This is a genomic window from Streptomyces flavotricini (assembly GCF_020639365.1).
GTDB lineage: Bacteria > Actinomycetota > Actinomycetes > Streptomycetales > Streptomycetaceae > Streptomyces > Streptomyces flavotricini.
Map to the genome: position 1 here is coordinate 2,648,652 of NZ_JAINUL010000001.1, position 24,629 is coordinate 2,673,280.

14 protein-coding genes and 1 pseudogene are annotated in these 24,629 nt (G+C 72.3%); 4 read left to right on the forward strand and 11 right to left on the reverse strand.

Annotation, left to right across the window (positions count from 1 at the left end; translation table 11 throughout):
- Positions 1–43 precede the first annotated feature (43 nt).
- Positions 44–979, reverse strand: a complete 936-nt coding sequence (locus tag K7B10_RS11830) for a TauD/TfdA dioxygenase family protein (RefSeq protein WP_229336071.1) — start codon at positions 977–979, stop codon at positions 44–46.
- 947 nt (positions 980–1,926) lie between these two features.
- Here K7B10_RS11830 and K7B10_RS11835 point away from each other — a divergent pair.
- Genes K7B10_RS11835 through meaB form a run of 3 tightly spaced genes read left to right on the forward strand, consistent with a single transcriptional unit; the run spans position 1,927 to position 7,059 of the window.
- On the forward strand, positions 1,927–3,861 hold the full coding sequence (locus tag K7B10_RS11835; protein ID WP_229336072.1) for a methylmalonyl-CoA mutase family protein: 1,935 nt from the start codon (positions 1,927–1,929) through the stop codon (positions 3,859–3,861).
- The gene (gene scpA / locus K7B10_RS11840) at positions 3,858–6,044 is read left to right on the forward strand and encodes a methylmalonyl-CoA mutase (RefSeq protein WP_229336073.1); all 2,187 of its coding nucleotides are present in this window, start codon (positions 3,858–3,860) and stop codon (positions 6,042–6,044) included. Before K7B10_RS11835 ends, scpA begins: the two co-directional genes overlap by 4 nt.
- Before the next feature lie 10 nt (positions 6,045–6,054).
- Positions 6,055–7,059: a methylmalonyl Co-A mutase-associated GTPase MeaB gene (meaB, locus tag K7B10_RS11845; RefSeq protein ID WP_229336074.1), complete on the forward strand. Its 1,005-nt coding sequence runs from the start codon at positions 6,055–6,057 to the stop codon at positions 7,057–7,059.
- Positions 7,060–7,128: 69 nt separating this feature from the next.
- Here meaB and K7B10_RS11850 read toward each other — a convergent pair whose 3' ends face one another.
- Complete coding sequence (locus K7B10_RS11850) at positions 7,129–8,130, reverse strand: asparaginase (protein ID WP_229336075.1); 1,002 nt, start codon at positions 8,128–8,130, stop codon at positions 7,129–7,131.
- Positions 8,131–8,262: 132 nt separating this feature from the next.
- On the opposite strand from K7B10_RS11850, the gene K7B10_RS11855 reads away from it, so the two are divergent.
- Positions 8,263–8,712 (forward strand): Lrp/AsnC family transcriptional regulator, encoded by a 450-nt coding sequence (locus K7B10_RS11855; RefSeq protein ID WP_030868896.1) that lies wholly within the window; start codon positions 8,263–8,265, stop codon positions 8,710–8,712.
- Between the two features lie 156 nt (positions 8,713–8,868).
- Here K7B10_RS11855 and K7B10_RS11860 read toward each other — a convergent pair whose 3' ends face one another.
- From K7B10_RS11860 to K7B10_RS11900, 9 genes and pseudogenes are all read right to left on the reverse strand, one after another.
- Positions 8,869–9,612: a hypothetical protein gene (locus K7B10_RS11860; protein WP_229336076.1), complete on the reverse strand. Its 744-nt coding sequence runs from the start codon at positions 9,610–9,612 to the stop codon at positions 8,869–8,871.
- 17 nt (positions 9,613–9,629) lie between these two features.
- Positions 9,630–9,941 (reverse strand): phosphopantetheine-binding protein, encoded by a 312-nt coding sequence (locus K7B10_RS11865; protein WP_229344949.1) that lies wholly within the window; start codon positions 9,939–9,941, stop codon positions 9,630–9,632.
- Positions 9,930–10,775: pseudogene (ddaH, locus tag K7B10_RS11870) on the reverse strand (dimethylargininase); the annotation flags it as partial. The gene K7B10_RS11865 and the pseudogene ddaH, both read right to left, overlap by 12 nt.
- Before the next feature lie 96 nt (positions 10,776–10,871).
- A complete protein-coding gene (locus tag K7B10_RS11875; RefSeq protein ID WP_229336077.1) occupies positions 10,872–12,416 on the reverse strand; it encodes an AMP-binding protein in 1,545 nt (514 codons plus the stop codon).
- A gap of 25 nt (positions 12,417–12,441) precedes the next feature.
- Positions 12,442–13,098: an FMN-binding negative transcriptional regulator gene (locus tag K7B10_RS11880; protein WP_229336078.1), complete on the reverse strand. Its 657-nt coding sequence runs from the start codon at positions 13,096–13,098 to the stop codon at positions 12,442–12,444.
- Between the two features lie 2 nt (positions 13,099–13,100).
- Positions 13,101–14,393 carry a lysine N(6)-hydroxylase/L-ornithine N(5)-oxygenase family protein gene (locus tag K7B10_RS11885; RefSeq protein ID WP_229336079.1) on the reverse strand — a complete coding sequence of 431 codons (1,293 nt, stop codon included), beginning with the start codon at positions 14,391–14,393 and terminating at the stop codon, positions 13,101–13,103.
- Positions 14,394–14,415: 22 nt separating this feature from the next.
- On the reverse strand, positions 14,416–14,772 hold the full coding sequence (locus tag K7B10_RS11890) for a nuclear transport factor 2 family protein (RefSeq protein WP_229336080.1): 357 nt from the start codon (positions 14,770–14,772) through the stop codon (positions 14,416–14,418).
- A gap of 6 nt (positions 14,773–14,778) precedes the next feature.
- On the reverse strand, positions 14,779–14,997 hold the full coding sequence (locus K7B10_RS11895) for an MbtH family protein (RefSeq protein WP_229336081.1): 219 nt from the start codon (positions 14,995–14,997) through the stop codon (positions 14,779–14,781).
- A gap of 28 nt (positions 14,998–15,025) precedes the next feature.
- Positions 15,026–24,628: a non-ribosomal peptide synthetase gene (locus tag K7B10_RS11900; RefSeq protein ID WP_229336082.1), complete on the reverse strand. Its 9,603-nt coding sequence runs from the start codon at positions 24,626–24,628 to the stop codon at positions 15,026–15,028.
- Between the last annotated feature and the right edge of the window lies 1 nt (position 24,629).

Here is a 24,629-nt window from a genome sequence, read left to right on the forward strand (position 1 = left end):
GGTGCCTCCTGGGCTGTCGTACGGGCGGTGCGGGCGGGTCGCGTCAGGCGGTGGCGGACGCGCCCGACGGGATGCCGAAGGACGGGTCGGGGACGTTCTCCGGGCTGATCAGACGGGACGGGGCCCCGTCCGGACCGACGGGTACGTCACCGTCGACCGTCACGCGGCGCAGGGTGCGCTCGTGGTCGTCGGAGTCGTCGACGCCGTAGTGCTGGGTGGCCCGGTTGTCCCAGATCGCGACGTCGCCGGCCCGCCACTGCCAGCGGACGGTGTTCTCGGGGCGCTCGATGTGCGACTGGAAGAGGTCGACCAGCGCTCGGGAGTCCTGACCGGTCAGGCCGTCGATCCGCTGGACGAAATTGCCGAGGAGCAGGGTGCGTTCGCCGGTCTCGGGGTGGACGCGCACGACGGGGTGCTCTGTGCGGAACTTCGTGGACGTGAACACCTCGCGGTACTGGGCGAGGGCCTCGGGGAGCGCGTCGGGCTTGAGGGCGGCGTAGTCGTACTCGTTGGTGTGAACGGCGCGCAGGCTGTCGGCGAGGACACGGAGCGGCTCGGGGAGGTGGGCGTACGCGGTGGCGGTGTTGGCCCAGAGGGTGTTGCCGCCGTACGGGGGGATGGTGACGGCGCGCAGGACGGAGAAGGCGGGGTAGGCGGGGACGAAGGTGACGTCGGTGTGCCACTGGTTGGCGCGGGCGCCGTGGTGGGAGTCGATGCCGAGGGCGTAACGGCCGTCGGCGGAGGGCACGGTGGGGTGGGCGACGGGGGTGCCGAGCAGTCGGGCGAAGGCTTCGTGGCCGGCCTCGTCGAGGTGGTCCTGGTCGCGGAAGAAGACGACCTTGTGGGCGAGGAGGGCGGCCCGGATCTCGGCGACGACCTCCTCCGGAAGCTCGCCCCCGAGCCGCACGCCCCCGATCTCGGCGCCGATGCGGCCGCCGATCCGGGTGACGGTGGTCTGGGTGCGGGTGGCGGTGCTCATGGGGACTCCTTGGGATTGGTTCGGACAGCACGGGCCGGCCCGGGACGGCGAGGCCGGGCAGAGAACGGAGAAGGGTCCGGCCTGCGGGCAGGGCTCGTCGCGGGACGGGGACAGGGTGTGGCTGGGCAGACCCGTTGGCCGGAGGCCGAGCGGGCTTGGTGCCGGGCGGGACCGGTCGGAGACCGAAGGAGAACGGCCGGTGCGCTACCGGCCGACGACGGAGGGCCGGCCGGGAGGCGGGCCGTCCCGGGTCGGCGAGGGACCGGGGGCCGGTTCGGCGGGAGGCCGAACGGTCATCGGGCGGGACCCGGGGCGGCGCTCAGGCGCGGCGCGGGGCCTGACAGCGGCCCGGACACGCACCCGGCGCGGTACAGGAGCCGGGGGTGCGGAACCGCGGGGCGAAAAGCTCGAACGCGGACATGGCTCGGAGCCTGGCAGCGACTCCGGTACGGGTCAAGCCCCGCCCGACACGCCGAAACAAACCCGCGCCGAAGCCCCCACCCACTCCGGCGCACCCACCCTGACCAGGCACTTCAACCACGCCTCGAGAGGCCGTCCAGCACCCCCGAACGGCTGAAAAGCGTGGCTGGATTTCACGGTCCCGCAACGCGACCGCCACGCGGCGCCGACACCCCGGCCGTCACCCGCCCTCGCGGCCGAAGCCGCCGGCAGGGGTCGGGGGCGGGGTGGGGTGACGTCCGGAGTGTCAAACGTGATGTGTTGGCGCCCCGTCCCGAGCACGTCACCAACCCGGAGAAGGCGCCATAAATCATGCCCTGCTCCGGACGGCACCCCACCCCGCCCCCGATACCGGCCCCACCACGCTCCGCCACCCTGCGCCGCTGCTCAAAACGCTCTTTCGAGACACTCCCCATCTCACATGAGAGGGCGAGATCACATCCGGTGGTTATAGTCGTTCCCAAGGCGGCCCCCCTAGCATTCGAGCCATGACGGTCCTGCCTGATGACGGGCTCTCCTTGGCCGCCGAGTTCCCTGACGCGACGCATGAGCAGTGGCAGCGCCTGGTAGAGGGCGTTCTACGCAAGTCCGGCAAGGACGTATCCGGCGAAGCCGCAGAAGACGCGTTGTCCACGAAGCTCGAGGACGGGCTCACCACCCGCCCGCTGTACACCGCACCCGAAACGGCCGACGAAACCGGTTTTCCCGGCTTCGCCCCGTTCCTACGGGGCGGCAGCCCGGCCGGCGGTGCCGCCGCCGGCTGGGACGTACGCCAGCGGTACGTCGGACACGACCCCGTACGGGTGAACGAGGCCGTTCTCACCGACCTCGAGAACGGGGTCACCTCCCTCTGGCTGTCCCTGGGCAGCGGCCTCGGCGGCCTCCCCGTCGACGCACTCCCCCGCGCGCTCGACGGCGTCTACCTCGACCTGGCTCCCGTCTCCCTCGACGCCGGAGCCGAATACGCCGACGCCGCCCGCGCCTTGCTGCGCCTGTACGCCGAGCGGCAGGTGGCCCCCGAGGCCGCCCGCGCGAGCCTCGGCGCCGACCCGCTCGGCCACGAGGCCCGTACGGGTGAGGTCCTGGACGTCGCCGACGCCGTCGGCCTCGCCCGGGAGGCGTCCGCGCACTGGCCCGGCGTCCGCGCCCTCCTGGTCGACGCGCTGCCGTACCACGAGGCCGGCGGCTCGGCCGCCGAGGAGCTCGGCCTCTCGCTCGCGACCGGAGTCGCCTACCTCCGCGCCCTCACGGAAGCCGGAGCCGACACCGGCACGGACACCGGCACCGGCACCGGCACCGGCACGGACCCCGGCACCACCGCCGGAGGCCTCGGGGTCAACGCCGCCCTCGGACAGTTCGAGTTCCGCTACGCCGCGACCGCGGACCAGTTCCTCACGATCGCGAAGTTCCGCGCCGCGCGCCGTCTGTGGGCCCGGATCGCCGAGGCCTGCGGGGCCCCGGAGGCCGGTGCCCAGCGCCAGCACGCCGTCACCTCGCCCGTGATGATGACCCGCCGCGACCCGTGGGTGAACATGCTGCGCACCACCGTCGCCTGCATGGCGGCGGGCGTCGGCGGGGCCGATTCGGTCACCGTGCTCCCCTTCGACCACGAGCTGGGCCTGCCGGATGCCTTCGCGCGCCGCATCGCTCGCAACACCTCCACCATCCTGCTGGAGGAATCGCACCTGGCCCGCGTCATCGACCCGGCCGGCGGCTCGTACTACGTGGAGCGGCTGACCGACGAACTCGCGCACGCCGCCTGGGAGTTCTTCCAGACGATCGAGAAGGCCGGCGGCCTCGCCGCCGCCCTTCGCTCCGGCCTGGTGGCCGACCGGCTCGCCGCCACCTGGGCCGAGCGCGCGAAGAGGCTCGCGAAGCGCCGCGAACCCATCACCGGTGTCAGCGAGTTCCCGCTGCTCTCGGAGAAGCCCCTCGACCGCGAGCCCGCCCCGGCGGGCCCCGCCGGCGGGCTGCCGCGCGTACGGCGGGACGAGGCGTACGAGGCCCTGCGCGCCCGCAGCGACGCGCACCTGGCGGTGACCGGGAACCGTCCGCGGATCTTCCTCGCCGCGCTGGGACCCGCGGCGGCGCACACCGCGCGCGCCACCTTCGCCGCGAACCTGTTCCAGGCGGGCGGTGTCGAGCCGGTCCACGACCCGGTCTCGGTGGACCCGGCGACGGCCGCCGAGGCCTATGCCGCGAGCGGCGCGGACGGCATGGCCGTGCTGTGCTCCAGCGACGCGCTCTACGAGGAGCAGGCCGAGGCGGTGGCCGCGGCCCTGCGCGCGGCCGGCGCGACGACCGTGTTCCTCGCGGGCAAGCCCGGCACGTCGGCGCAGGCCGTGGACGAGTACGTCTTCGCGGGCTGCGACGCGGTCGCCGTGCTGTCCTCCGTACTCGACCGGATGGGAATCGCGTCTTGAGCATCCCCGATTTCTCCGAACTCGCGCTGACCGGCGTGGGCCCGGCCGCCGGGTCCGAGGACCAGTGGCGCGCCGCCGTCAAGGAGTCCACCGGGACCGCCGCAGGCGACCTGCTGTGGGAGACCCCCGAGGGCATCGGCGTGAAGCCGCTGTACACGGGCCGGGACCTGGAGGGGCTGGACTTCCTGCGGACCTACCCGGGCGTGGCCCCCTACCTGCGCGGCCCGTACCCGACGATGTACGTCAACCAGCCCTGGACGATCCGCCAGTACGCGGGCTTCTCCACGGCCGAGGAGTCGAACGCCTTCTACCGGCGCAACCTCGCGGCCGGCCAGAAGGGCCTGTCGATCGCCTTCGACCTGCCCACGCACCGCGGCTACGACAGTGACCACCCGCGCGTCACGGGGGACGTCGGCATGGCGGGCGTGGCGATCGACTCGATCTACGACATGCGGCAGCTCTTCGACGGCATCCCGCTGGACAAGATGACGGTGTCGATGACGATGAACGGCGCGGTGCTGCCGGTCCTCGCCCTCTACATCGTGGCGGCGGAGGAGCAGGGCGTCTCCCCCGACAAGCTCGCCGGGACCATCCAGAACGACATCCTCAAAGAGTTCATGGTCCGCAACACCTACATCTATCCGCCCACGCCCTCGATGCGGATCATCTCGGACATCTTCGCGTTCACCTCGCAGAACATGCCGCGGTACAACTCCATCTCGATCTCCGGGTACCACATCCAGGAGGCCGGGGCGACGGCCGATCTGGAGCTCGCGTACACCCTCGCGGACGGTGTGGAGTACCTGCGCGCCGGGCAGGCGGTCGGGCTGGACGTGGACGCCTTCGCGCCGCGCCTGTCGTTCTTCTGGGCGATCGGCATGAACTTCTTCATGGAGGTCGCGAAGCTGCGCGCCGCCCGCCTGCTGTGGGCGCGGCTCGTCAAGCAGTTCGACCCGAAGAACGCCAAGTCGCTGTCGCTGCGCACGCATTCGCAGACCTCCGGCTGGTCGCTGACCGCTCAGGACGTCTTCAACAACGTGACGCGTACGTGCATCGAGGCGATGGCGGCGACCCAGGGGCACACCCAGTCGCTGCACACCAACGCCCTCGACGAGGCGCTCGCGCTGCCGACGGACTTCTCGGCGCGCATCGCCCGCAACACCCAGCTGCTGCTGCAGCAGGAGTCGGGCACCTGCCGGTCGATCGACCCGTGGGGCGGCAGCGCGTACGTGGAGAAGCTGACGTACGACCTGGCGCGCCGGGCCTGGCAGCACATCCAGGAGGTCGAGGCGGCCGGCGGCATGGCGCAGGCCATCGACGCGGGCATCCCGAAGCTGCGCGTGGAGGAGGCCGCCGCCCGCACGCAGGCGCGGATCGACTCGGGGCGCCAGCCGGTGATCGGCGTGAACAAGTACCGGGTGGAGAACGACGAGCAGATCGACGTGCTCAAGGTCGACAACTCCTCGGTGCGCACGCAGCAGATCGAGAAGCTGCGGCGGCTGCGCGAGGAGCGCGACGAGGCGGTCACGCAGGACACCCTGCGGGCGCTGACGAACGCGGCCGAGCGCGGCGACGGCAACCTGCTCGCGCTGGCGGTGGACGCGGCGCGCGCCAAGGCCACGGTGGGTGAGATCTCGGACGCACTGGAGAAGGTGTACGGGCGGCACGCGAGCCAGATCCGTACGATCTCGGGTGTGTACCGCACCGAGGCAGGAGAGTCCCCGAACGTGGAGCGCACGCGTGCGCTGGTCGACCGGTTCGAGGAGGCGGAGGGCCGCCGTCCGCGTGTCCTGGTCGCCAAGATGGGCCAGGACGGGCACGACCGCGGCCAGAAGGTGATCGCGACCGCCTTCGCCGACCTGGGCTTCGACGTGGACGTCGGCCCGCTGTTCCAGACCCCGGCGGAGGTGGCCCGCCAGGCCGTCGAGGCGGACGTCCACGTGGTGGGCGTGTCGTCGCTGGCGGCCGGCCACCTGACCCTCGTACCGGCGCTGCGCGAGCAGTTGGCGGAGGAGGGGCGCGAGGACATCATGATCGTGGTGGGCGGTGTGATCCCGCCGGCCGACGTGCCGACGCTGCTGGAGATGGGCGCGGCGGCGGTGTTCCCGCCCGGCACGGTGATCCCGGACGCGGCCCACGACCTGGTGACGCGGCTGGCCGCGGATCTGGGCCACGAGCTGTAGGGCGCGGCCGATGCCTCCGAAGATCGAGATCGAGGCCTACGCGAAGGGAGTGCTCGACGGGAAGCGCGCGTTCATCGCGCGCGCCATCACCCTCGTCGAGTCCACCCTGCCCGCTCACCGCGCCCTGGCGCAGCAGCTGTTGACGGAACTGCTCCCCCACACGGGGCGGGCCCGCCGGATCGGGATCAGCGGGGTGCCGGGGGTCGGCAAGTCCACCTTCATCGACGCGTTCGGCACGATGCTGACGGGGCTGGGCCACCGGGTGGCGGTGCTGGCGGTGGACCCCTCCTCGACGCGCACGGGCGGTTCCATCCTGGGCGACAAGACCCGGATGGAACGCCTGTCGGTGGACCCGGCGGCGTTCGTACGGCCCTCTCCTTCGGCCGGCACGCTGGGCGGGGTCGCGAAGGCCACCCGCGAATCCATGATCGTCATGGAGGCGGCGGGCTACGACGTGGTCCTGGTCGAGACGGTGGGCGTGGGCCAGTCGGAGACGACGGTGGCGGGCATGGTGGACTCCTTCCTCCTGCTCTCCCTGGCCCGTACGGGAGATCAGCTGCAGGGCATCAAGAAGGGCGTCCTGGAGCTGGCGGACGTCCTGGCGGTGAACAAGGCGGACGGCCCGCACGAGCGCGACGCGAAGGCGGCGGCGCGGGAGCTGTCGGGCGCCCTGCGCCTGATGCACCCGGCGGACGCGGCCTGGACCCCGCCCGTACTCACGTGCAGCGCACGGGAGTCGGCGGGTCTGGACGAGGTGTGGAACCGCCTGGAGCAGCACCGCCGGCTGCTGGACGCGGGCGGCCGCCTGGCGGCCAAGCGCGCGGAGCAGCAGGTCGAATGGACCTGGTCGATGGTCCGTGAGGAGCTGCTGGAGCGGCTGCGCGCGAACCCGGCGGTCCGCGACCTGGCCCCCGGCCTGGAAGCATCGGTCCGGGCGGGCGCGGTGACCCCCACCTCGGCGGCGGACCGGATCCTCGCGGCGTTCACGGACAAGGGCGGCCCCGCCGGCGTGTGAGGCACGGGGGGCGCCCCCGGTACGGCGAGGGAGAGGTGCCGGGGACAGCGCCCCGGCACCCTGCCCGGCTCAGACGGTGACCAGCGCCGGTCCGGCCGAATCCACACTCCGCCGCAGGACGCGGACCCGGTCCGCGGCCTCCTCGGAGGCGAGCAGCGCCGACAGCACCGCGATCCGTGCCTGCGGCGCCCGCAGCGTCCCCGTCGGGACCGCCCCCGCCGCCACCAGGTCCACGGCTCCGCCGTGCGTGTAGATCTCCGTCACCGGCCCGGCGGCGACCCGCGTGGTCAGCGCCACCAGCACACCCCGCGCCACGGCGTCCTTCACCGCGTCCACGATCTCCGGCGTCGCGTTCCCCGCGCCGGTGCCGACCAGTACGAGACCCCGCGCGCCCGCCGCGAGCGCCGCGTTCAGGAGCACCGGGTCCCCGTCCGCGTGGTGCATCACGACGTCCACGCGCGGCGGCACCTGCGGCATCGCGGGCAGCGGCAGCGGCTCCGGGCGCTGCGGAGACCGCAACATCGTGACCTTGCCGAAGCCGATCTTCCCGAGCAGTTCCTTCGAGGGGTCGGCGAAGGCGTCCAGCGCCACCGCCTGGGTCTTCACCGTGCCGCGGGCCGCGTGCACCCGGCCGGCGAACGTGATGAGGACGCCGAGCCCCCGCGTACTCGCCGCGGTGAGCAGCGCGTCGTACAGGTTGCCCGGTCCGTCCCCGTCCGCGGTGCCCATCGGCCGCTGCGCGCCCGTGAACACCACGGTGCGCGGGTCGTGGTGGTGCAGGTCGACGAGGAACGCCGACTCCTCCAGGGTGTCGGTGCCGTGGGTGACGACGATGCCGTCCACGCCCGGGTCGGCCAGCACCTCGTGCACGGTGCGCAGCAGGGTGAGCTGGTGGGCGGTGGTCAGCCGGGGGCTGTTCACGCTGAACAGGTCCACCACCTCGACGGTGATGTCCTCGGGCAGCGGCGCGGTGGCCATGACCTCGCGCCCGTCGGCATCGGCCGCGAAGCCGGAACCCTGCCAGCGGCTGGCTATCGTGCCGCCGGTGCTGATGACGACGATCCGTCCCATGGCCACCCTCTCTCACGTACGGGTGATACCTCGTACATCCGTCCTATCGAAAGCAATGATAGTGAGATCTACGCGCAATACGATTGCCAGTTCAGGCCCACTAGGCGGATGACTCCGGTCAATAATTGCCCCATGGACGCCATTGACCGTGAAATCTTGCGCGAGCTCCAGGCCGACGGCCGCCTCAGCAACCAGGAGCTGGCCCAGCGTGTCGGCTTGACCCCCTCCCCCTGCATGCGGCGGGTACGCCAGCTCGAACAGGACGGGGTGATCCAGGGCTACCGCGCGGTGATCGCCCCCGAGGCGGTCGGCCGGGGCTTCGAGGTGCTGGTCTCGGTCGAGGTGCGCCGCGACCGCGCCGCCGTCGAGGCCTTCGAGGCGGCCCTCCAGGACATCCCCGACGTCATCGAGGCGTACCGCCTCTTCGGCAGCCCCGGCTGCCTCCTGCGCATCGCGGTGGAGGACCTCCGCGCCTACGAGCGCCTCTGGATCGAGAAACTGACGGCCCTCTCCGGCGTCACCGAGGTCAACTCGCAGATCATCATGAAGCGCATCAAGGAACCGACGGGCCTGCCGGTCTAGGCCGTGTCCTTCGGGTCAGGGTGGATCGTCCGGGCCCGTCCTGATCCCCACGAAACGGCCTGGCCGCCGGCCGATGAAGCCGGCCGGCGGACGGTGTCCCGGACCCCCCGATCCGGGACACCGCCGTTCCCCTTCCCCCGTCGCGTCCTCGCCGGCTCACGCCAGCAAGGACAGCACCGTGTCGCGGGTGGCCGCGTCGGCCAGCAGGCCCGCACGGTCCCGCGCCGTTCGCACGACCCGCGTGGCGCGGGCCCCCGGCCACTCCCCCTGGAACGGGTTCCCGGCCGACACGATGTTCACCACGTCCCCGCCCCAGGCGGGAGCCGACCCGTGGTAGGCGGCGATCTGGTGCGTCAGCAGGTCCAGGTACACCCGTACGATCTGCTCGGCGGCCAGGTCCACCTCCTCCTCGTCGAAGAGGTCCTCCGCGAGGGAGTTCCGCGTGTACCGGGTCATCTCCTCCCGCATGGCCCGCACGAGCTCTTCGGGAGTGCCGATGAGGGAGGCGACGTCCGTCCGTGAACCGCTCTCCTCGAACGCCGAGGCGTCGATCTGCTTGAGGACGGTCGCGTAGTCGTCGGTGATGTCCTGCGCGGTCAGCGGCGCCGCGTCGAAGAAGACGAGCGGGGGCGCCTGCCTCCCCGCCTCCACCATGTGGCGCGCCAGTTCCTGCGCCAGCGGGGCCGAGGCGCAGTAGGCGAGTATCGCGGCGGTCTCCCGCTCGGCGAGACCGTGTGCGCGCAAGAGCTCCTGCGCGTACTCACGACCGGTCAGCGCGTCGGGAAGCGGGGCGGTGAGCAGGTGCGCCACTTCGTATCCGTGTGCTTCGAGGCCGAGGTCGGCGATCTTCGCCTCCGCGCGGCGCCCCGGGTAGTCCAGGGCCAGCAGCGTTCGTACCACTTCGGCGTCCTTCCGGGTCAGGGCTGGGCGGGGGCCTGGGCGGACCGCACCATGAGGTCGATCTGTTCGGCGAGGTCCTTCAGCACGGGGTGGTCGAGCACGACCTGGACGGTCAGGCCGATGTCCCACGTCTTGCGCGCCCGCAGGACGACCCTGGTCACGAGCAGCGAATCCCCGCCGGCGCCGAAGAAGTCCCGCTCCCGGTCCTCCTGGGCGGAGCCCAGGACCTCCGCCCAGATGGCGGCCAGCGCACGCTCCGTCGCGGTCCGCGGCGCGCGGGACCGCGCGTCCGGGGAGCCGCCCGGGACGGGCCGGGAACGCAGTTCCAGGGTGCAGCACTTGGCGCTGCCGCCGGCCTTGAGCAGCTCGGAGAGGTCGACCCCGATCGGGTTGAAACCGCGCTGCCTGAGCTGCTCGGCGAGACCGGTCGCGGCCTCCGGCATGATCACGTTGTAGCCGTCGCTGAAGGCGTTGAGGCCGAAGACCGCCGCGTCCTCGGGGGAGGCCAGGACCGCGTCGGGGAAGAGCTCCTCCAGGACGGCCCGGCTGCCCGGCGAGAAGGCCTCCGGGTAGTACATGATCTCGGTGTCCGAGAGCACCGCGAGCGCGGTGTCCAGGTGGTAGTGCTCGGGATTGACCAGGGTCAGGCCCGTGACCGGAACACCGAAGAACTCCTGCGCCTCGGCGTGGGAACGCGGGTCCGTGCGGAAGCCGGTTCCCGCCAGGAGGCGTCGGCCGACCAGGAGGTAGTCGCCCTCGCCCTCGTTGATGAACTCCGGCCACAGGACCTGGTCGAAGCCCTGCTCGTGGAGCCAGGAGAGGTAGGCGGGACCCTCGGCGGTCCGCTCGGCGTGCCGGAAGCGGGCACCGAGGACCTTGCCGTCCACCACGGTCGCGCCGTTGGCGGCGAAGACCATGTCGGGCAGGCCCGCGAGGGGGTCGATCACGTCCACGGTGTGGCCGAGCGAGCGGTAGAGCTCGTACAGCTTCTCCCACTGGGCGAGGGCCAGGCCGGCGTCGCACGGCTTGTCGGGGTGCATCCACGGGTTGATGGAGTACACCACGTCGAAGTGCTCGGGCCGGCACATCAGCAGGCGGCGTGGGGTGGCCACGCGCCGGCTGGCGTACTGCTGGGCCGGGAGGATCGCATCGGTGATGGGCACGGACTTGCTCCTACGGGGAGTGAGGGGATGGTGCTCGATGTACGGGGACGGCCGCTGCGGCCTGTTCACGGTGCGGCGTCGGGGAGGCGACGAGGGCTACGGAGCGCTCGCGAGGAGTTCCCTGCCGATCCGCTGCCGGTCGATCTTCCCGCTCGCGGTCCGCGGCAGTGCCTCGACCACGGTGATCGACACCGGCACGGCGGGGGCGGGGAGCACCTCGGCGAGGCGGCGCAGGAGCTCGTCGGTGTCGGTCGGTGCCGCGTCCTCTTCCACGGTGATCACGGCTCGGAGGGTGCGGGAGCCCTGGGCCGCTTCGACGGCGACGCAGGCGGCCTCGACCACGCCGGACTGCTCGAGCAGCCAGACGTCGACCTCCAGCAGGTTGACGCGGAAACCGCGGATCTTGACGTCGTGGTCGCGCCTGCTCAGGAACTGCACCACGCCGTCGTCGAGCCGGACCAGGTCGCCGGTGCGGAACACCCGGGTGTGGCCCTGGGGCGACGGGTCGACGGTGACGAAGCGCTCCGCATTGAGCTGCTCCTGGTTGAGATAGCCGAGCGACACCGGCAGGCCCGCCACGAGCAGTTCGCCCACTTCGGGCTCCGCCGGGTCCACGGGATCGATCAGGAGCTCGCACCCCGGCAGGGGGATGCCGATCGGCGGCAGCGCCGGCCAGGTCGAGGCCGGTCCTGTGAGCGTGTGGGCCGTGACCATCGCCGATTCGCTCTGGCCGTAGTGGTTGTTGAGCCGGCATGCCGGCAGGCGCTCGAAGAATTCGCGGATCGGGCCGGTGCAGACGAACTGCTCGCCGGCGGTGTTGATCTCCTGGAGGGCCATGTGGTCCAGGGAGTCCTCCGCCGAGGCCGCCACGGCGAGCATGTTGAGGGCGAGGTACGGCAGGAAGAGCCGCTCGATCCTGTTCTCGCCGAGCCAGTCGAGCAGCGAGAAGGCGTCCCGCCGCAGCTTCTCGGGCACGATGACGAGGGTGCCTCCCCCGCAGAGCGTGCCCAGCACCTCCTGGAAGCAGACGTCGAAGTTGAGGGGTGCGAACTGTCCGGTGCGCAGGTCGCGGCGGACCGAGTGAGAGGTCTGCCAGGCCGCCATGCCGTCGAGGCAACTGTGCGGGATGCTCACGCCCTTCGGCCATCCGGTGGTGCCGGAGGTGTAGATGACGTAGACGGGGAGGTCGGGGTGGCACGCGACCGGCTGCCACCGGGTGTCCACCGCCACCGATTCCGGCTCCGGGATCCGCAGCAGTGCCGCCGAGGTCTCGAACCCGGGCTCGTCCCCGGTGTACAGCAGCACCTTGGCTTCGCTGTCGTTCAGCATGTGGGCGAGACGCTTGACCGGGTACTCGGGGTCGAGCGGGACGTAGGTGGCCCCGATCGCGACCGTTCCGAGGAAGGCCGCGACCACGGCGGCGCTGCGGGGCCCGGTGACGGCGACCCGGTCGTGCGGCCCGATCCCCGAAGCGGTGAGCAGTGCGGCCACCGTTCCCGCCCAGTCCCGCAGCCGGGCGTAGGTGAGCTCGGTCTCCCCGTCGACGACCGCCACCGCGTCGGGCCGTTCGGAGACGACCTCCAGGAAGGAGTCGATCAGGCAGTTCGGGGTGGCGGGGCCACCCCACAGGTTCAAGAGCACGGGGCTCACGGCGCCTTTCGGGGTATCAAGCGGCATGGTCTTCGTCGAGGTAGAACTCGCGCATCAGGTGTCCGAGGTCGCGGCTGGGTCCGGCGTCGGCGGTGCTGAGCCGCTCGGAGACCCGGCTGCGGACCTCCGGGTCCTTCTCCTGGCTGAGCTTGAACATGCCGTCGGCGGACTCCACCTCGAAGCGGAAGGCACCGACCGCCGTGCCGATCCGGGCGAAGTAGTCGAGCGAGCCGTCCATCTGCCAGCCGTCGCCGTGAGCCGACTCGTACGCGTCGACCGTCAGCTGCACGACGTCGAGGGTCTCCTCCATGGTCCGCAGCAGCCGCAGCCTGCCCTGCACGTGCACCGAGACGAAGTTCCAGGTCGGCGCCGCCGGCGTGGTCCGGTAGAGCGTGGGGGTGACGTATCCGTGCGGCCCGGTGAAGACGAGCTGGGCGCTCGCACCGTCGGTCAGGGAGTCCCAGTGGGAGTTGGCCCTGTTCATGTGCCCCAGCAGCGTGGCTCCCTCGGGGCCTCCGGTGCCCGCGGCGTCCTCGGGCGAGAAGATCACCGGGAGGTGCGTGGCGTACGGCATCCGCTCCCCGTTGGTGATCATGGTGGCCAGGGGGTAGCGCTGGATGATGCGGCGGAGCCAGCCGCGGTCTTCGGGCTGATAGATGGGCGGTACGTACATCGTTATCCCTTGAGGATGGAAGCGGCGATCTCTCCGGACCGGACCGCGGTGTTGGACAGGAGGCCGGCGGCGAGGCCGTGGGAGTGCTCCGTGCTCGCGCCCTGGAGGTAGATCCCGCACCGGACCGCGTCCGAGGTCGTGACGCGGTAGTCCCGCCCCACCACCAGCCGTCCCTCCCCGTCCCGCTTGCAGTCGGCGAGGAGCTCCCGGAAGAGCGGCAGCGGGTCGCTCGGCCGGTAGCCGGTGGCGTAGACGACCACGTCCGCGTCGATGACCCGGGAAGAGTCGCCCGCGAGCGAGTCGACGGTCACGCGCACGCCGTCCGCGTGTTCCTCCGCGGCGGTGGCCCGCGCGGCGTTGAGCATCTTGAACCGCTGGGTCCCCAGGACCTTCTCCTGGTAGATCCGGCGGTAGAGCTCCTGCGACAGGTCGAGGTCGACCACGGAGTAGTTGGTGTTGCTGTGGTAGCCGATCAGCGTCTGCTTCACGTCCTGGGGCGCGGAGTAGAACTGGCCGACGGCGTCCGGGTCGAAGATGCCGTTCACGAACGGGCTGTCGTCGGCGACGCTGTACCCGTAGCGCGAGAGCACCGCGTTGACCTCGGCACCCGGGAAGGTGCGGTGCAGGTAGTCGGCGGCCTCGGCGGCGCTCTGGCCGGAGCCGACGACGACGACGGTGCGGGGCGCACGGGTCAGGGCGGCGGTGCGGTGCAGCAGCCGGGAGCTGTGCCAGATGCGGTCGCTCTCCTCGACTCCGGCCGGCATCCGGGGCGAGAGACCCGCGCCGATCACCACGTTGCGGGCGCGGCTCACGACGGTCGGAGCGGCGCCGGGAGAGGTGCGGGCGAGGATGTCGAGGTATTCCACCGCACCGTTCTCGACCACCGGTCGGATTCCGGTGATGTCCGATGCGTACGAGACCACCGAGGCGAACTGTTCGGCGACCCATTCCAGGTAGTCGTGGAACTCGACCCGGAGCGGGAACAGCGTCTTGCTGTTGATGAACTCGGCCATCCGCCCCTTCGCCTTGAGGTAGGAGACGAAGGTGTAGGCGCTGGCGGGATTGCGCATCGTCGCCAGGTCCTTCAGGAAGGAGACCTGCATGGTCGCACCTTCCATCAGCATGCCGCGGTGCCAGCCGAACTCCTCTTGCCGCTCGAAGAACCGCATGCCGACGCCCGGGTTTCCCGAAGCCGGGCCGGCCGATTCCTCCAGGGCGATCGCCAGTGCGAGGTTCGAAGGGCCGAACCCGACCCCTACTACATCCTCCGTGAGCGGTCCTGACCGTGCAGTCATGCCGTGGACTTCCTTCCCTTTTTCATATCGCTCGATCGGCGAAGTAGGTGTACCGGCGCCATATCTTCCCGCCGCGGAAGAGATGGAAGTCCGCCCAGTTGACGGACACTTCCTCGGCGGTCTTCAGCTGCCCGGTGAACACGCCGCGGGCGGCCACCCAGTCCCCGCTCTCCACGATCGAGGCCACATCGTGCCGACCGGACTCGATGATCCTGTCGGCCAGATAGAAGCGTTTGAACTCGTCCATTCCGACGATCGCTTCGGTGCCGCCCCGCTCGTAGACCAGGTCCTCGCAGAACATGTCGAAGACCGCCTCGTAGTCGGCCGCGTCCACGCGTTCGTAGTATTCGCGGACCGTGCTCTCTCGACTCGCCGCCATGTCGGGCTACTTCTCGTGCAGGGCCATCGCCCGGACCAGTGAGGCGGGCCGCAGATCGGTCCAGTTTTCATTGACGTAGTCGAGGCATGCCGCCCGGTCGGACTCGCCGAAGACGGTCGTCCAGCCGGCCGGGATGTCCGCGAAGGCCGGCCAGAGGGAGTGCTGGCCCTCGTCGTTGGCCAGCACGACGTATACGCCTTCTTCCTTCTCGAACGGGTTGCTCATGGTGTCCCCACCTTTCGGGAGATTCTTGTCAGTTCGTTTCGCCGCGCATCTTGGCGGCGACGATCTTTCCGATGCGCGCGATCATGCGCGGCTGGGTCATTCCGCCGTGGTCGCAGTCGAGGTCGTGGTTTTCGATGCGGCCGTCGACGTGCGGGCTCCAGGCGTCGTGTCCGAACGACGCCTCGGTCCGGCCTTGCAGTGCGGTGAAGAAGAGGAGGTCCCCGCGGAACCGGTCGGGTTCGAAGATGCGGAGCTGCTTCATGCTGTTCAGGCAGATTTCCTTGACCGCTTCCAGGTGCGACTCCTGCAGCTCGCCCAGGACGCCGCCTTCCCGGCGGATCGTCTCCATCAGCAAATGACCCTGAAGCAATTCACCCTTGGTCTGGTCGACTTCCCGCAACACGACCTGGAACAGCGCGGGGAGGACTTCGTCCTCGGGCACCTGGAACATGGCTTCGTCCTGGACCGGGAAAGCGTCCATGAGGGCCAGCAGTGCGACTTCTTCACCCTGTCGCTGCAATTCGGTCGCCATGGCGTAGGCCAGATGCCCGCCGAATGACCAACCCAGCAGATGATAGGGGCCGCTCGGCTGGACCTTTCGGATCCTGTCCACGTATTCGGCGGCGGATTCCACTATATCCACGGGAAGTTCGCCGCCACCGGCCAGCCTCGGGGACTGGAGACCGTATATCGGTCGATCCTTGCCCACGTGCGGAACCAGGCCAGAATAGCACCAGCTGAGACCACCGGCCGGATGCATGCAGAAAAGGGGCGGGAGTTCACCGCTTTCCCGCAGGGGCAGGACGACGTCGAAAGCATCGTGATGCGCGACTTCGTCGAGCCGTTCGGCCAGAGCCGCGACCGTGGGGTTCTCGAAGAGGTGGCGCAGGGACGTGTCCACGCCGAGCGCCACGCGCACCTTGCTCATCAGGCGGGTCGCGGCGAACGAGTGGCCCCCGAGCTCGAAGAAGTCGTCCTCCAGGCCCACCCGGTCCACGCCGAGCACCTCGGCGAACAGCTCGCACAGGATCTGCTCCCGCGCCGTCCGGGGTGTCCCGTCGCCGCGGCCGCTCCCGGAGTCGGGTGCGGGCAACGCCGCCCGGTCCAGGGCGCCTTCCGCGTCGAGGGGAAGGCGGTCCACGACCGTGAGGACCTCGGGCACCAGGTGCTCAGGCAGGAGCCCGCGCGCCGCCTCGCGGACGGAGCCGGCGAGACCGTCCCGCCCGTGCACCGCGTCCGCGCCGCCGGCGGGGACCAGGTACCCGACGAGCCGGTGGACTCCGGCCGCGTCCGCCCGTACGGCCACGGCCGCCGCGGCGACCCCCGGGTGCCCGCCGAGTACCGCTTCGACCTCGGCGGGCTCGACGCGCAGGCCCCGGACACGCGTCCGGTCGTCCGTACGGCCGAGGAACTCGAGCGCGTTCCCGGCTCCCCAGCGGACCAGGTCGCCGGTGCGCAGCATCCGCGCCCCCGGAGGGCCGAAGGGGTCGGCCACGAACCGCTCGGCGGTCTCGCCCGGCAGGTCGTGATAGCCGCGGGCCAGGCCGTGGCCCGCCGCGTAGAGCTCGCCGGGAACGCCGCGCGGGACCGGGCGCAGCCGCGCGTCCAGCACGTACACCCGCCGGCCGGGCCTCGGGCGGCCCGTCGGCACCGCCGAGTCGGACAGCGGCCCGTCGCCCACCGGGCCATCGCCCACCGGCCCGTCCTGCGGCAGGTGCTGCGCGAAGGGGCCGGCGGCCTCCGCCTGGCCGTGGCCGTGGGCACCCGGGGCGACGGCCGTGTCGCCGGCGGGCGCCACCGTCAGCCGTCCGCCGGAGAGCAGGGGCCGCCACCACGCGGCAGACGGTCCCCCGGGCAGCTGCTCGGGGAGGAGCACCGTCCGGGCTGCGTCGGCCGCCGGGATCCCGCCGGTGACCTGGTCCGCCATGTCGCGGTGGGTGAGGGCCACGCCCAGCGGGCCCGTCGTCCCCGACACGTAGTGCACGCGGGCGAGCCGGTCCGGCTCGACCGCGAGGCCGAGGTCGTCCGTACGGCCTCCGTCCGCCCCGTCGTCGATCGGCAGCTCGAGCGCGCCGGCCGTACCTCCCGTGCCGTCCGCGGCGCGGTCGACGATCACCACGCGGGCGTCCGCCGCCGTGAGGACGGCCTGCCACCGGGCCGTGGGCGCGGCCCCCTCCAGGGTCACGTACGCGCCTCCCGACTTGGCCACCGCGACCGCGGCGGCCATCAGGTCCAGGGGCCGCTCCAGGCGCAGGGCCACCCGGGATTCGGCGCTCACGCCGGCCGCGACGAGCCGGTGGGCCAGGCGATTGGCCCGGGCGTTCAGCTCCGTGTACGTCAGGGACTCGCCGTCGGCCTCCACGGCCACCGCCGAGGGCGTCAGCGACACCTGTCGCTCGAAGAGCGCGGCCAGGCCCTCGGCCGGGGCAGGCGTCTGCGCGGCGGTGCCGGCCGCGAGGAGCTCCTCGCGCTCGCCCGGCACGAGCACCTCGTACCGCCCGATCGCCAGCGCGGGATCCGTGACGGCCGCCTCCAGCAGCCGCTCCAGGCGCGCGGCCAGAGCGGCCACGTCCTCGCGGTCGAAGAGGTCGGTGGCGAACTCGACGAATCCGGCGACTCCTTCGAGCGTTCCGTCGGCGGCGAGCTGCTCCCGGAAGAAGAAGGAGAGGTCGAACTTGGCGGTGTGCGTCCCCATGGGCTCCACGGCCATGCTCAGACCGTCGAGCGCGAAGTCGGGCGTCGCCATGTTCTGCAGGACCAGCAGCACCTGGAACAGCGGCTGATGGGCCTGCGAGCGGGTGGGGTTCAGCGATTCCACCAGCCGCTCGAAGGGCACGTCCTGGTGGGCGTGGGCGGCCAGGTCCGTGTCGCGGACCCGGTCCAGCAGCTCCAGGAAAGCGGGGTCGCCGGAGGTGTCCGTACGCAGCACCAGGGTGTTCGCGAAGAACCCCACGAGGTCGTGCAGCGCCTCGTCGGTGCGGCCGGCGACGGGGGTGCCGATCGGGATGTCGGTTCCGGCGCCCATGCGGGTCAGCAGGGCGGCGAGGCCTGCCTGCAGGACCATGAACAGGCTGGTGCCGGTCTCCCGCGCCAGCCGGACCAGCCCCGCGTGCAGTTCGGGCGACAGGCGCAGGTCCAGCATGTCGCCCCGGTAGCTCGCCACGGGGGGCCTGGGGCGAGCCGCCGGCAGCCGCAGGGTCTCGGGCGCGCCGGCCAGCGCGTCCTTCCAGTAAGCGAGTTGGCGCGCGGCGCGGCTGGAGGGGTCGCTCTCGTCGCCGAGGAACTCGTCCTGCCACAGGGTGTAGTCCGCGTACTGCACGGGGAGCGCATCCCGGTGCGGTGCCTCGCCCGCCGTCCGGGCCCGGTAGGCCTCGGCGAGGTCGCGGGCCAGCGGCGCGAGGGAGGACCCGTCGCCGGCGATGTGGTGGATGAGGATCGTCAGGACGTGGTCGTCCGGCGCGAGGGCGAAGAGGGAGGTCCGCACCGGCGGCCTGGAGGCGAGGTCGAAGGAGTGGGACACCGCCTGCGCGAGCAGGCCGGGCAGGGCGTCGGCGGTCGTGTGCGCCGTGTGCAGCCCGCCCCAGGCCTCGGAGGTGTCCAGGACCTGCTGGCGGGGGACGCCGTCGACCTCGGGGAAGACGGTGCGCAGGCTCTCGTGCCTCTCGGTCACGTCGCGCAGGGCGGCCGCCAGGGCCTCGCGGTCCAGTTCCCCGGTCAGGCGCAGTACCAGCGGGATGTTGTAGGTGGGGCTGGGGCCTTCGATCCGGTGCAGGAGCCACATGCGGCGCTGCGCGAAGGAGAGCGGAACGGTCTCCGGGCGCCGTACGGGACGCAGCGCGGGCGGCGCTTCGTCCGCGCCGTCGAGCCTCGCCGCCAGTCCGGCGACGGTGGGGGCGTCGAAGAGGAGCCGGATCGCCAGGTCCACCCCGAAAGCGGCGCGGATCCGGGCCATCAGACGGGTCGCGAGCAGCGAGTGGCCGCCCAGCAGGAAGAAGTCCTCGTCGATGCCGACGTCCTCCCGCCCGAGGACCTCGGCGAACAGGGCGCACAGGACCTCCTCGCGGGGCGTGCGGGCCTGTCGGCCGGCCGGCCGCTCCTGCGGGGCGGGGGCCGGAAGGGCCTTGCGGTCGAGCTTGCCGCTGGCGGTCGACGGGAGCTCGTCCAGGACCACGAACGCGGCCGGCACCATGTGTCCGGGCAGGCCTGCGGCCGCCAGGGCGCGCAGCTGCGCCGGATCGAGGTCCTGCGACGCGCGGCGACGGGCCACGTACGCCACGAGGCGCTGGTCACCCGGCTGGTCCTCGCGCAGGACCACCACGGCCTGGCCCACCCGCGGGTCCTCCTCGAGCACGGCTTCGATCTCGCCGGGCTCGATGCGGAATCCCCTGAGCTTGAGCTGGTGGTCGGCGCGTCCGGCGAACTCGAGCTGTCCGTCCGCCGTCCAGCGCGCCATGTCCCCCGTGCGGTACATGCGGGAGCCGGCCGGCCCGAAGGGGTCGGCGACGAAGCGCTCGGCCGTCAGTGCGGGGCGGTGCAGGTAGCCGCGGGCGAGGCCGGCGCCGGCGATGTACAGCTCGCCCACGACGTGGGCGGGCACCGGCTGGAGTGCGGCGTCCAGGACGTAGACGCGGCTGCCCGGGACGGGGCGGCCGATCGGGGGCGCCCCGGCGCCGTCCAGCGGCTCGCTCATCGTGGCGGCCACGGTGGACTCGGTCGGCCCGTAGGCGTTGATCATCCTGCGGCCCGGCGACCACCTCGCCACGAGGGCGGGCGAGCACGCGTCTCCGCCGACCACGAGGGTGGCGAGGGAGGGCAGCTCGTGCTCCGGCATGCTGGCGAGCGCGGCCGGGGAGATGAACGCGTGGCTGACGGCCTGCGCCGCGAGGAGTTCGGCCAGTTCGCGACCGGCCAGCGGGCCGTGCGGCGCCACGACGAGCGTCGCGCCCGCGGCGAAGGCCATGCAGATCTCCAGGACCGAAGCGTCGAAGCTGGGCGAAGCGAGCTGGAGGACCCGGCTCGCGGGCCCGACGCGGAAGCGGTCCACCTCGGCGGCGGCGAAGGCGGCGATGCCCGAGTGGGTGACCAGGACGCCCTTCGGCCGGCCCGTGGAGCCCGAGGTGTAGATCACGTAGGCCGGGGTGGCCGGCCCGGTCTCCACCGCGGGGTCCTGCCCGGGGTACGCGGCCAGGGCCTCACGGCACTCGGCGAGGTCGAGCAGGTCCGGGAACCCGAGCACGGCGGGGGGCACCGGCCCGGCGCCGGTGTCCGCGACGGCGTACGCGGGGGCGGCGTCGGACAGCATGAAGGCGATCCGGTCGTCCGGGTAGTCGGGGTCGACCGGCAGGTAGGACGCGCCGGTCTTGAGCACGGCCAGCACGGCCACGATGAGCTCGGCGGAACGGGGCAGCGCGAGGGCGACGATCCGCTCCGGACCCACGCCCCGGGCGAGCAGCAGGTGTGCCATGCGGTTGGCGGCGGCGTTCAGTTCGGCGTACGAGTACGCGTCCTCGCCGCACACCAGGGCGGTCGCGGCGGGCGTCGCGGCGGCGTGCCGTTCGAAGATCGTGTGCAGCGGGGTGGCCGGCGCCTGTTCGCCGGTCTCGTTCCACTCCCCCAGGATCTGCAGCCGTTCGGCCGGGGCGACGACCTCGATCTGGCTGAGGGGCAGGTCCGGCTCGTCGGTGACGGCGGTGAGCAGCCGCACGAAGCGCTCGCCGATGCGCCGCGCGGTCTCCTGGTCGAACAGGTCGGTGCCGTACTGGATCCAGCCCTCGATCCCGGCGGCCTTGCCCTCCTCGGACCGGTTCTCGCTGAGGTGCACCGAGAGTTCGAACTGGGAGAGTCCGAGGTCGACCGGTTCCAGGCGGGCGTCGGCACCGGGCAGCCGGAAGACCGGCCGGGTGTTGTTCTGGAAGGCGAGCATGACCTGTACGAGGGGCTGGTACGAGGACGTGCGCGCCGGGTTGAGCGCTTCCACGAGCCGCTCGAAGGGCAGGTCCTGGTGCGCGTAGGCGGCCAGGTCGGCAGCCCGGACGCGCTTGATCAGCTCGCGGAAGCCGGGGTCCCCCGAGGTGTCCGTACGCAGCACGAGCGTGTTGACGAAGAGCCCGACGAGGTCGTCCAGGGCGTCGTCGGTACGGCCGGCGACCGGGCTGCCGACGGGGATGTCCGTCCCCGCCCCGAGACGGGTGAGCAGTGCCGCCAGACCGGCTTGGACGACCATGAAGAGGCTGGCCCGGTTGCTCCTCGACAGGTCCCACAGCTTCTGGTGGAGTCCGGCGTCGATCCGGAAGGGGACCGCGTCCGCCCGGAAGCTCGCGACGGCGGGGCGCGGCCGGTCGGCGGGCAGGGCCAGGTTCTCCGGGAGGCCGTCCAGTGCCTCGGTCCAGAAGGCCAGTTGACGGGCGAGCGGGCTGTCCGGATCCGCCTCGTCCCCGAGCGTGCGGTGCTGCCACAGGGCATAGTCGGCGTACTGGACCGGGAGGGGCGACCAGGACGGCGCGCGGCCGTCGCACCGGGCGGCGTAGGCCTCGGCGAGGTCGTGCGCGAGGGGCGCCAGGGACCATCCGTCGCCGGCGATGTGGTGCAGGAGGAACAAGAGCACGTGCTCCCGCGGGCCGGTCCGGAAGAGCGAGGGCCGTACGGGCGGCTCGGCGGCGAGGTCGAAGGTGTGCCGCGCGGCCTCGGCGAGGGCCCGGGGCAGTTCGGCTTCCCGGACGTCGACGACGCGCAGGCGCGCGGGCAGGGCCTCACGGCCCAGGACGACCTGGTGCGGTCCTTCGGCCGTTTCGGGGAAGACCGTGCGCAGGCTCTCGTGGCGCTCCATCACGTCGAGGAGCGCCTGTTCCAGGGCCCTCAGGTCCAGGTCCCCGGAGACCCTGAGGGCCGGCGAGATGTTGAGGGCCGGGTTGGCCCCGTCGAAGTGGTTGAGGAACCACAGCCGGCGCTGGGCGAAGGAGAGCGGTACGCGTTCGGGCCTCGGCGCCGCCGTGAGGGGGTCGGCGGCCGATCGGCCGCTTTCCAGCACCTTCGCGAGGGCGGTCACCGTCGGCGCGTCGAACAGCGCCCGGACGTTGAGGTCCACGCCCAGGGTGGAGCGGATGCGGCTGGTGAGCCGGGTCGCCAGCAGGGAGTGGCCGCCGAGGTCGAAGAAGTCCTCGTCGACGCCGACCCGGGGCAGACCGAGGACCTCGGCGAACAGGCCGCACAGGACCTCCTCCTGGGGGGTGCGCGGCGCGCGGCCCTCCCGGGGTACGGAGGGTGCCGGAGATGCGGGCACCGTCGTGTCCGTCGCGGGTCCGGCCGCGGACCCGTCGGCGCGGCGTACGGGCTCCAGGGCTCCCGAGGGTGTGCGGCGCGCGAGTTCGCCGGTGCGGTACATCCGCCCGCCGGGGGCTCCGAAGGGGTCGGAGACGAAGCGTTCGGCCGTCAGGTCGGCGCGGTGCGCGTAGCCCCGCGCGAGCCGGGTTCCGCTCAGGTAGACCTCGCCGACCCCGCCGGGCAGTACGGGCCGCAGGGCGTGGTCGAGTACGTGCGCCCGGATGTTCGGCACGCGCGGGGCGGTCGCGGCGGCTCCGGTGGCCTCGGGCAGCCCCTCGGACCTCGGCGCCGGCAGGTCGGGCAGGGCCTCGATCGTGCCGCCGCTCATCAGCGCGGGCAGCAGCGCCAGCGGGGAGACGGCGGAGGTGAAGAGGTCGGGGACCGACACGCTGGACCGGCGGGGGGCGTCCTGTACGAGGTCCACCACGTTGGCGTGGGGCAGCAGGACGCAGGAGCCGTCGGCGGAGGGCAGGACGCAGGCGGTGTTGGAGTGCAGGAGGGGCCTGCGGCGGACGGCGTCCGAGAGGTCGGTCTCCGGGCCGGTCCGCAGGGCCGCGGCGCTCTCCGGGGAGTCCAGCACCACGGTCGGCAGCTCCGCGGGAAGCGCGAACCCGGTGGCGGAGTCGACGAGGGCGCAGACGGGCCGGGTTTCGGCGAGGATCCGGGCGATCAGGTCCCGCGGGGTGTCCGCCGCCAGGGGGAGGCACGCCGCTCCCGCCTTCAGTACGGCCAGCAGGCCCACCACGGTGTCGGCGGTCTTCGGCAGGGCGAGGGCCACGACGTCCTCCGGGCCGGCGCCGCGCGCGACGAGGAGCCGCGCGAGCCGGTTGGCCCGTACGTTCAGCTCGTCGAAGTCGATCCGTGCGTCGCCGAGGGCGAGGGCCACCGCCTCCGAGGTGAGCGCGGCCTGCGTCTCGAACATCGCCGCGAGGGTGAGGGGTTCGGTCGGCCGCGCGGTGTCCTCGTCCGGGGCCGGGGCGGCCCGGCCGGCCTTCCGGGGCGCCGGCAGACCGGTCCGGCCGATCGCCTGGTGCGGGTCCCGGGCGATGGACTCCAGCATCGCCAGGAGGCGGTGGGCGAGCTGCTCGGCCGTGTCCCGGTCGATGAGGTGGGGCTGGAAGTCGAGGCGTATCAGGAGGCTCTCGGCCGGAACCACGAGAAGGGTGAGCGGGTAGTGGGTCCCGTCATGGGTCTCCACGCCCGCGATGCGCACCCCGCCCGGGTCCGCCTGGAGCGCGTCGGGGTCGCTCGGGTAGCTCTCGAACGCCACGAGCGTGTCGAAGAGCTCTCCGTGGCCGGCGAACTGCTGGATGTCCGCGAGCCCGACGTGCTGGTGGTCCATGAGGGCGGTCTGCCGGTTCTGGAGCCGGGAGAGCGTGGTCAGCACGCTCTCGTGGGCGCTGAAACCGACGCGCACCGGGAGGGTGTTGACGAAGAGGCCGATCATGCTCTCGACGTCGGGGACCTCCGGCGGGCGTCCGGAGACGGTGGCCCCGAAGACCACGTCCTCCCGGCCGGTCATACGGCCGATCAGGACGCCCCAGGCACCCTGGAAGACCGTGTTCAGCGTCAGGTCGTTCTGGCGCGCCAGGGCGGTCAGGGCGGAGGCGAGCCCGGCCGGCACCTCCAGCGTCACGCGCTCGGCGGTCACGGGCACGGCGTCCCGCGCCTGGGGGGCGACGAGCGTCGGCCCCGTGAGTCCGTCGAAGGCCTCGCGCCAGGCGGCCTCGGCGCTCTCCCGGTCCCTCGTGGCCAGCCAGCTCACGAAGTCCCGGTACGGCGCCGCCGGGCGCAGCGCGCGCTCGTCGCCGCCGCTCCCGTACAGCGCCAGCAGGTCCGCCATGAGCAGCGGCACCGACCAGCCGTCGATGAGGATGTGGTGGACGCTCAGGACGAGGCTGTACTTCTCCTCGTCGAGACGGACCAGGGTGCAGCGCATCAGCGGCGGACGGGCGAGGTCGAACCGGCGGGTCCGGTCGGACGCCCGCACGGCCGCGAGGGCCTCCTGCCGGGCCTCCGCGGGCGTGTCGCGCAGGTCGACCTCCGCCCACGGCAGCTCGCAGTGGCGGGGGATGACCTGCACGGCCTGGCCCCGGCCGGTGATCCGGAAACCGGCGCTCAGGTTGGGGTGCCGTCGCAGCAGCGCCTCGGCCGACGTCCGCAGCGCGGAGGCGTCCAGCGGCCCGTGCAGTTCGAAGGCGAACTGCACGAGGTAGAGGTCCGCGGCCTGGTCGTCGTAGAGGGCGTGGAAGAGGAAGCCCTCCTGCATGGGTGACAGCGGGAGAACGTCCTTCAGCCCTGACTGCTTCACG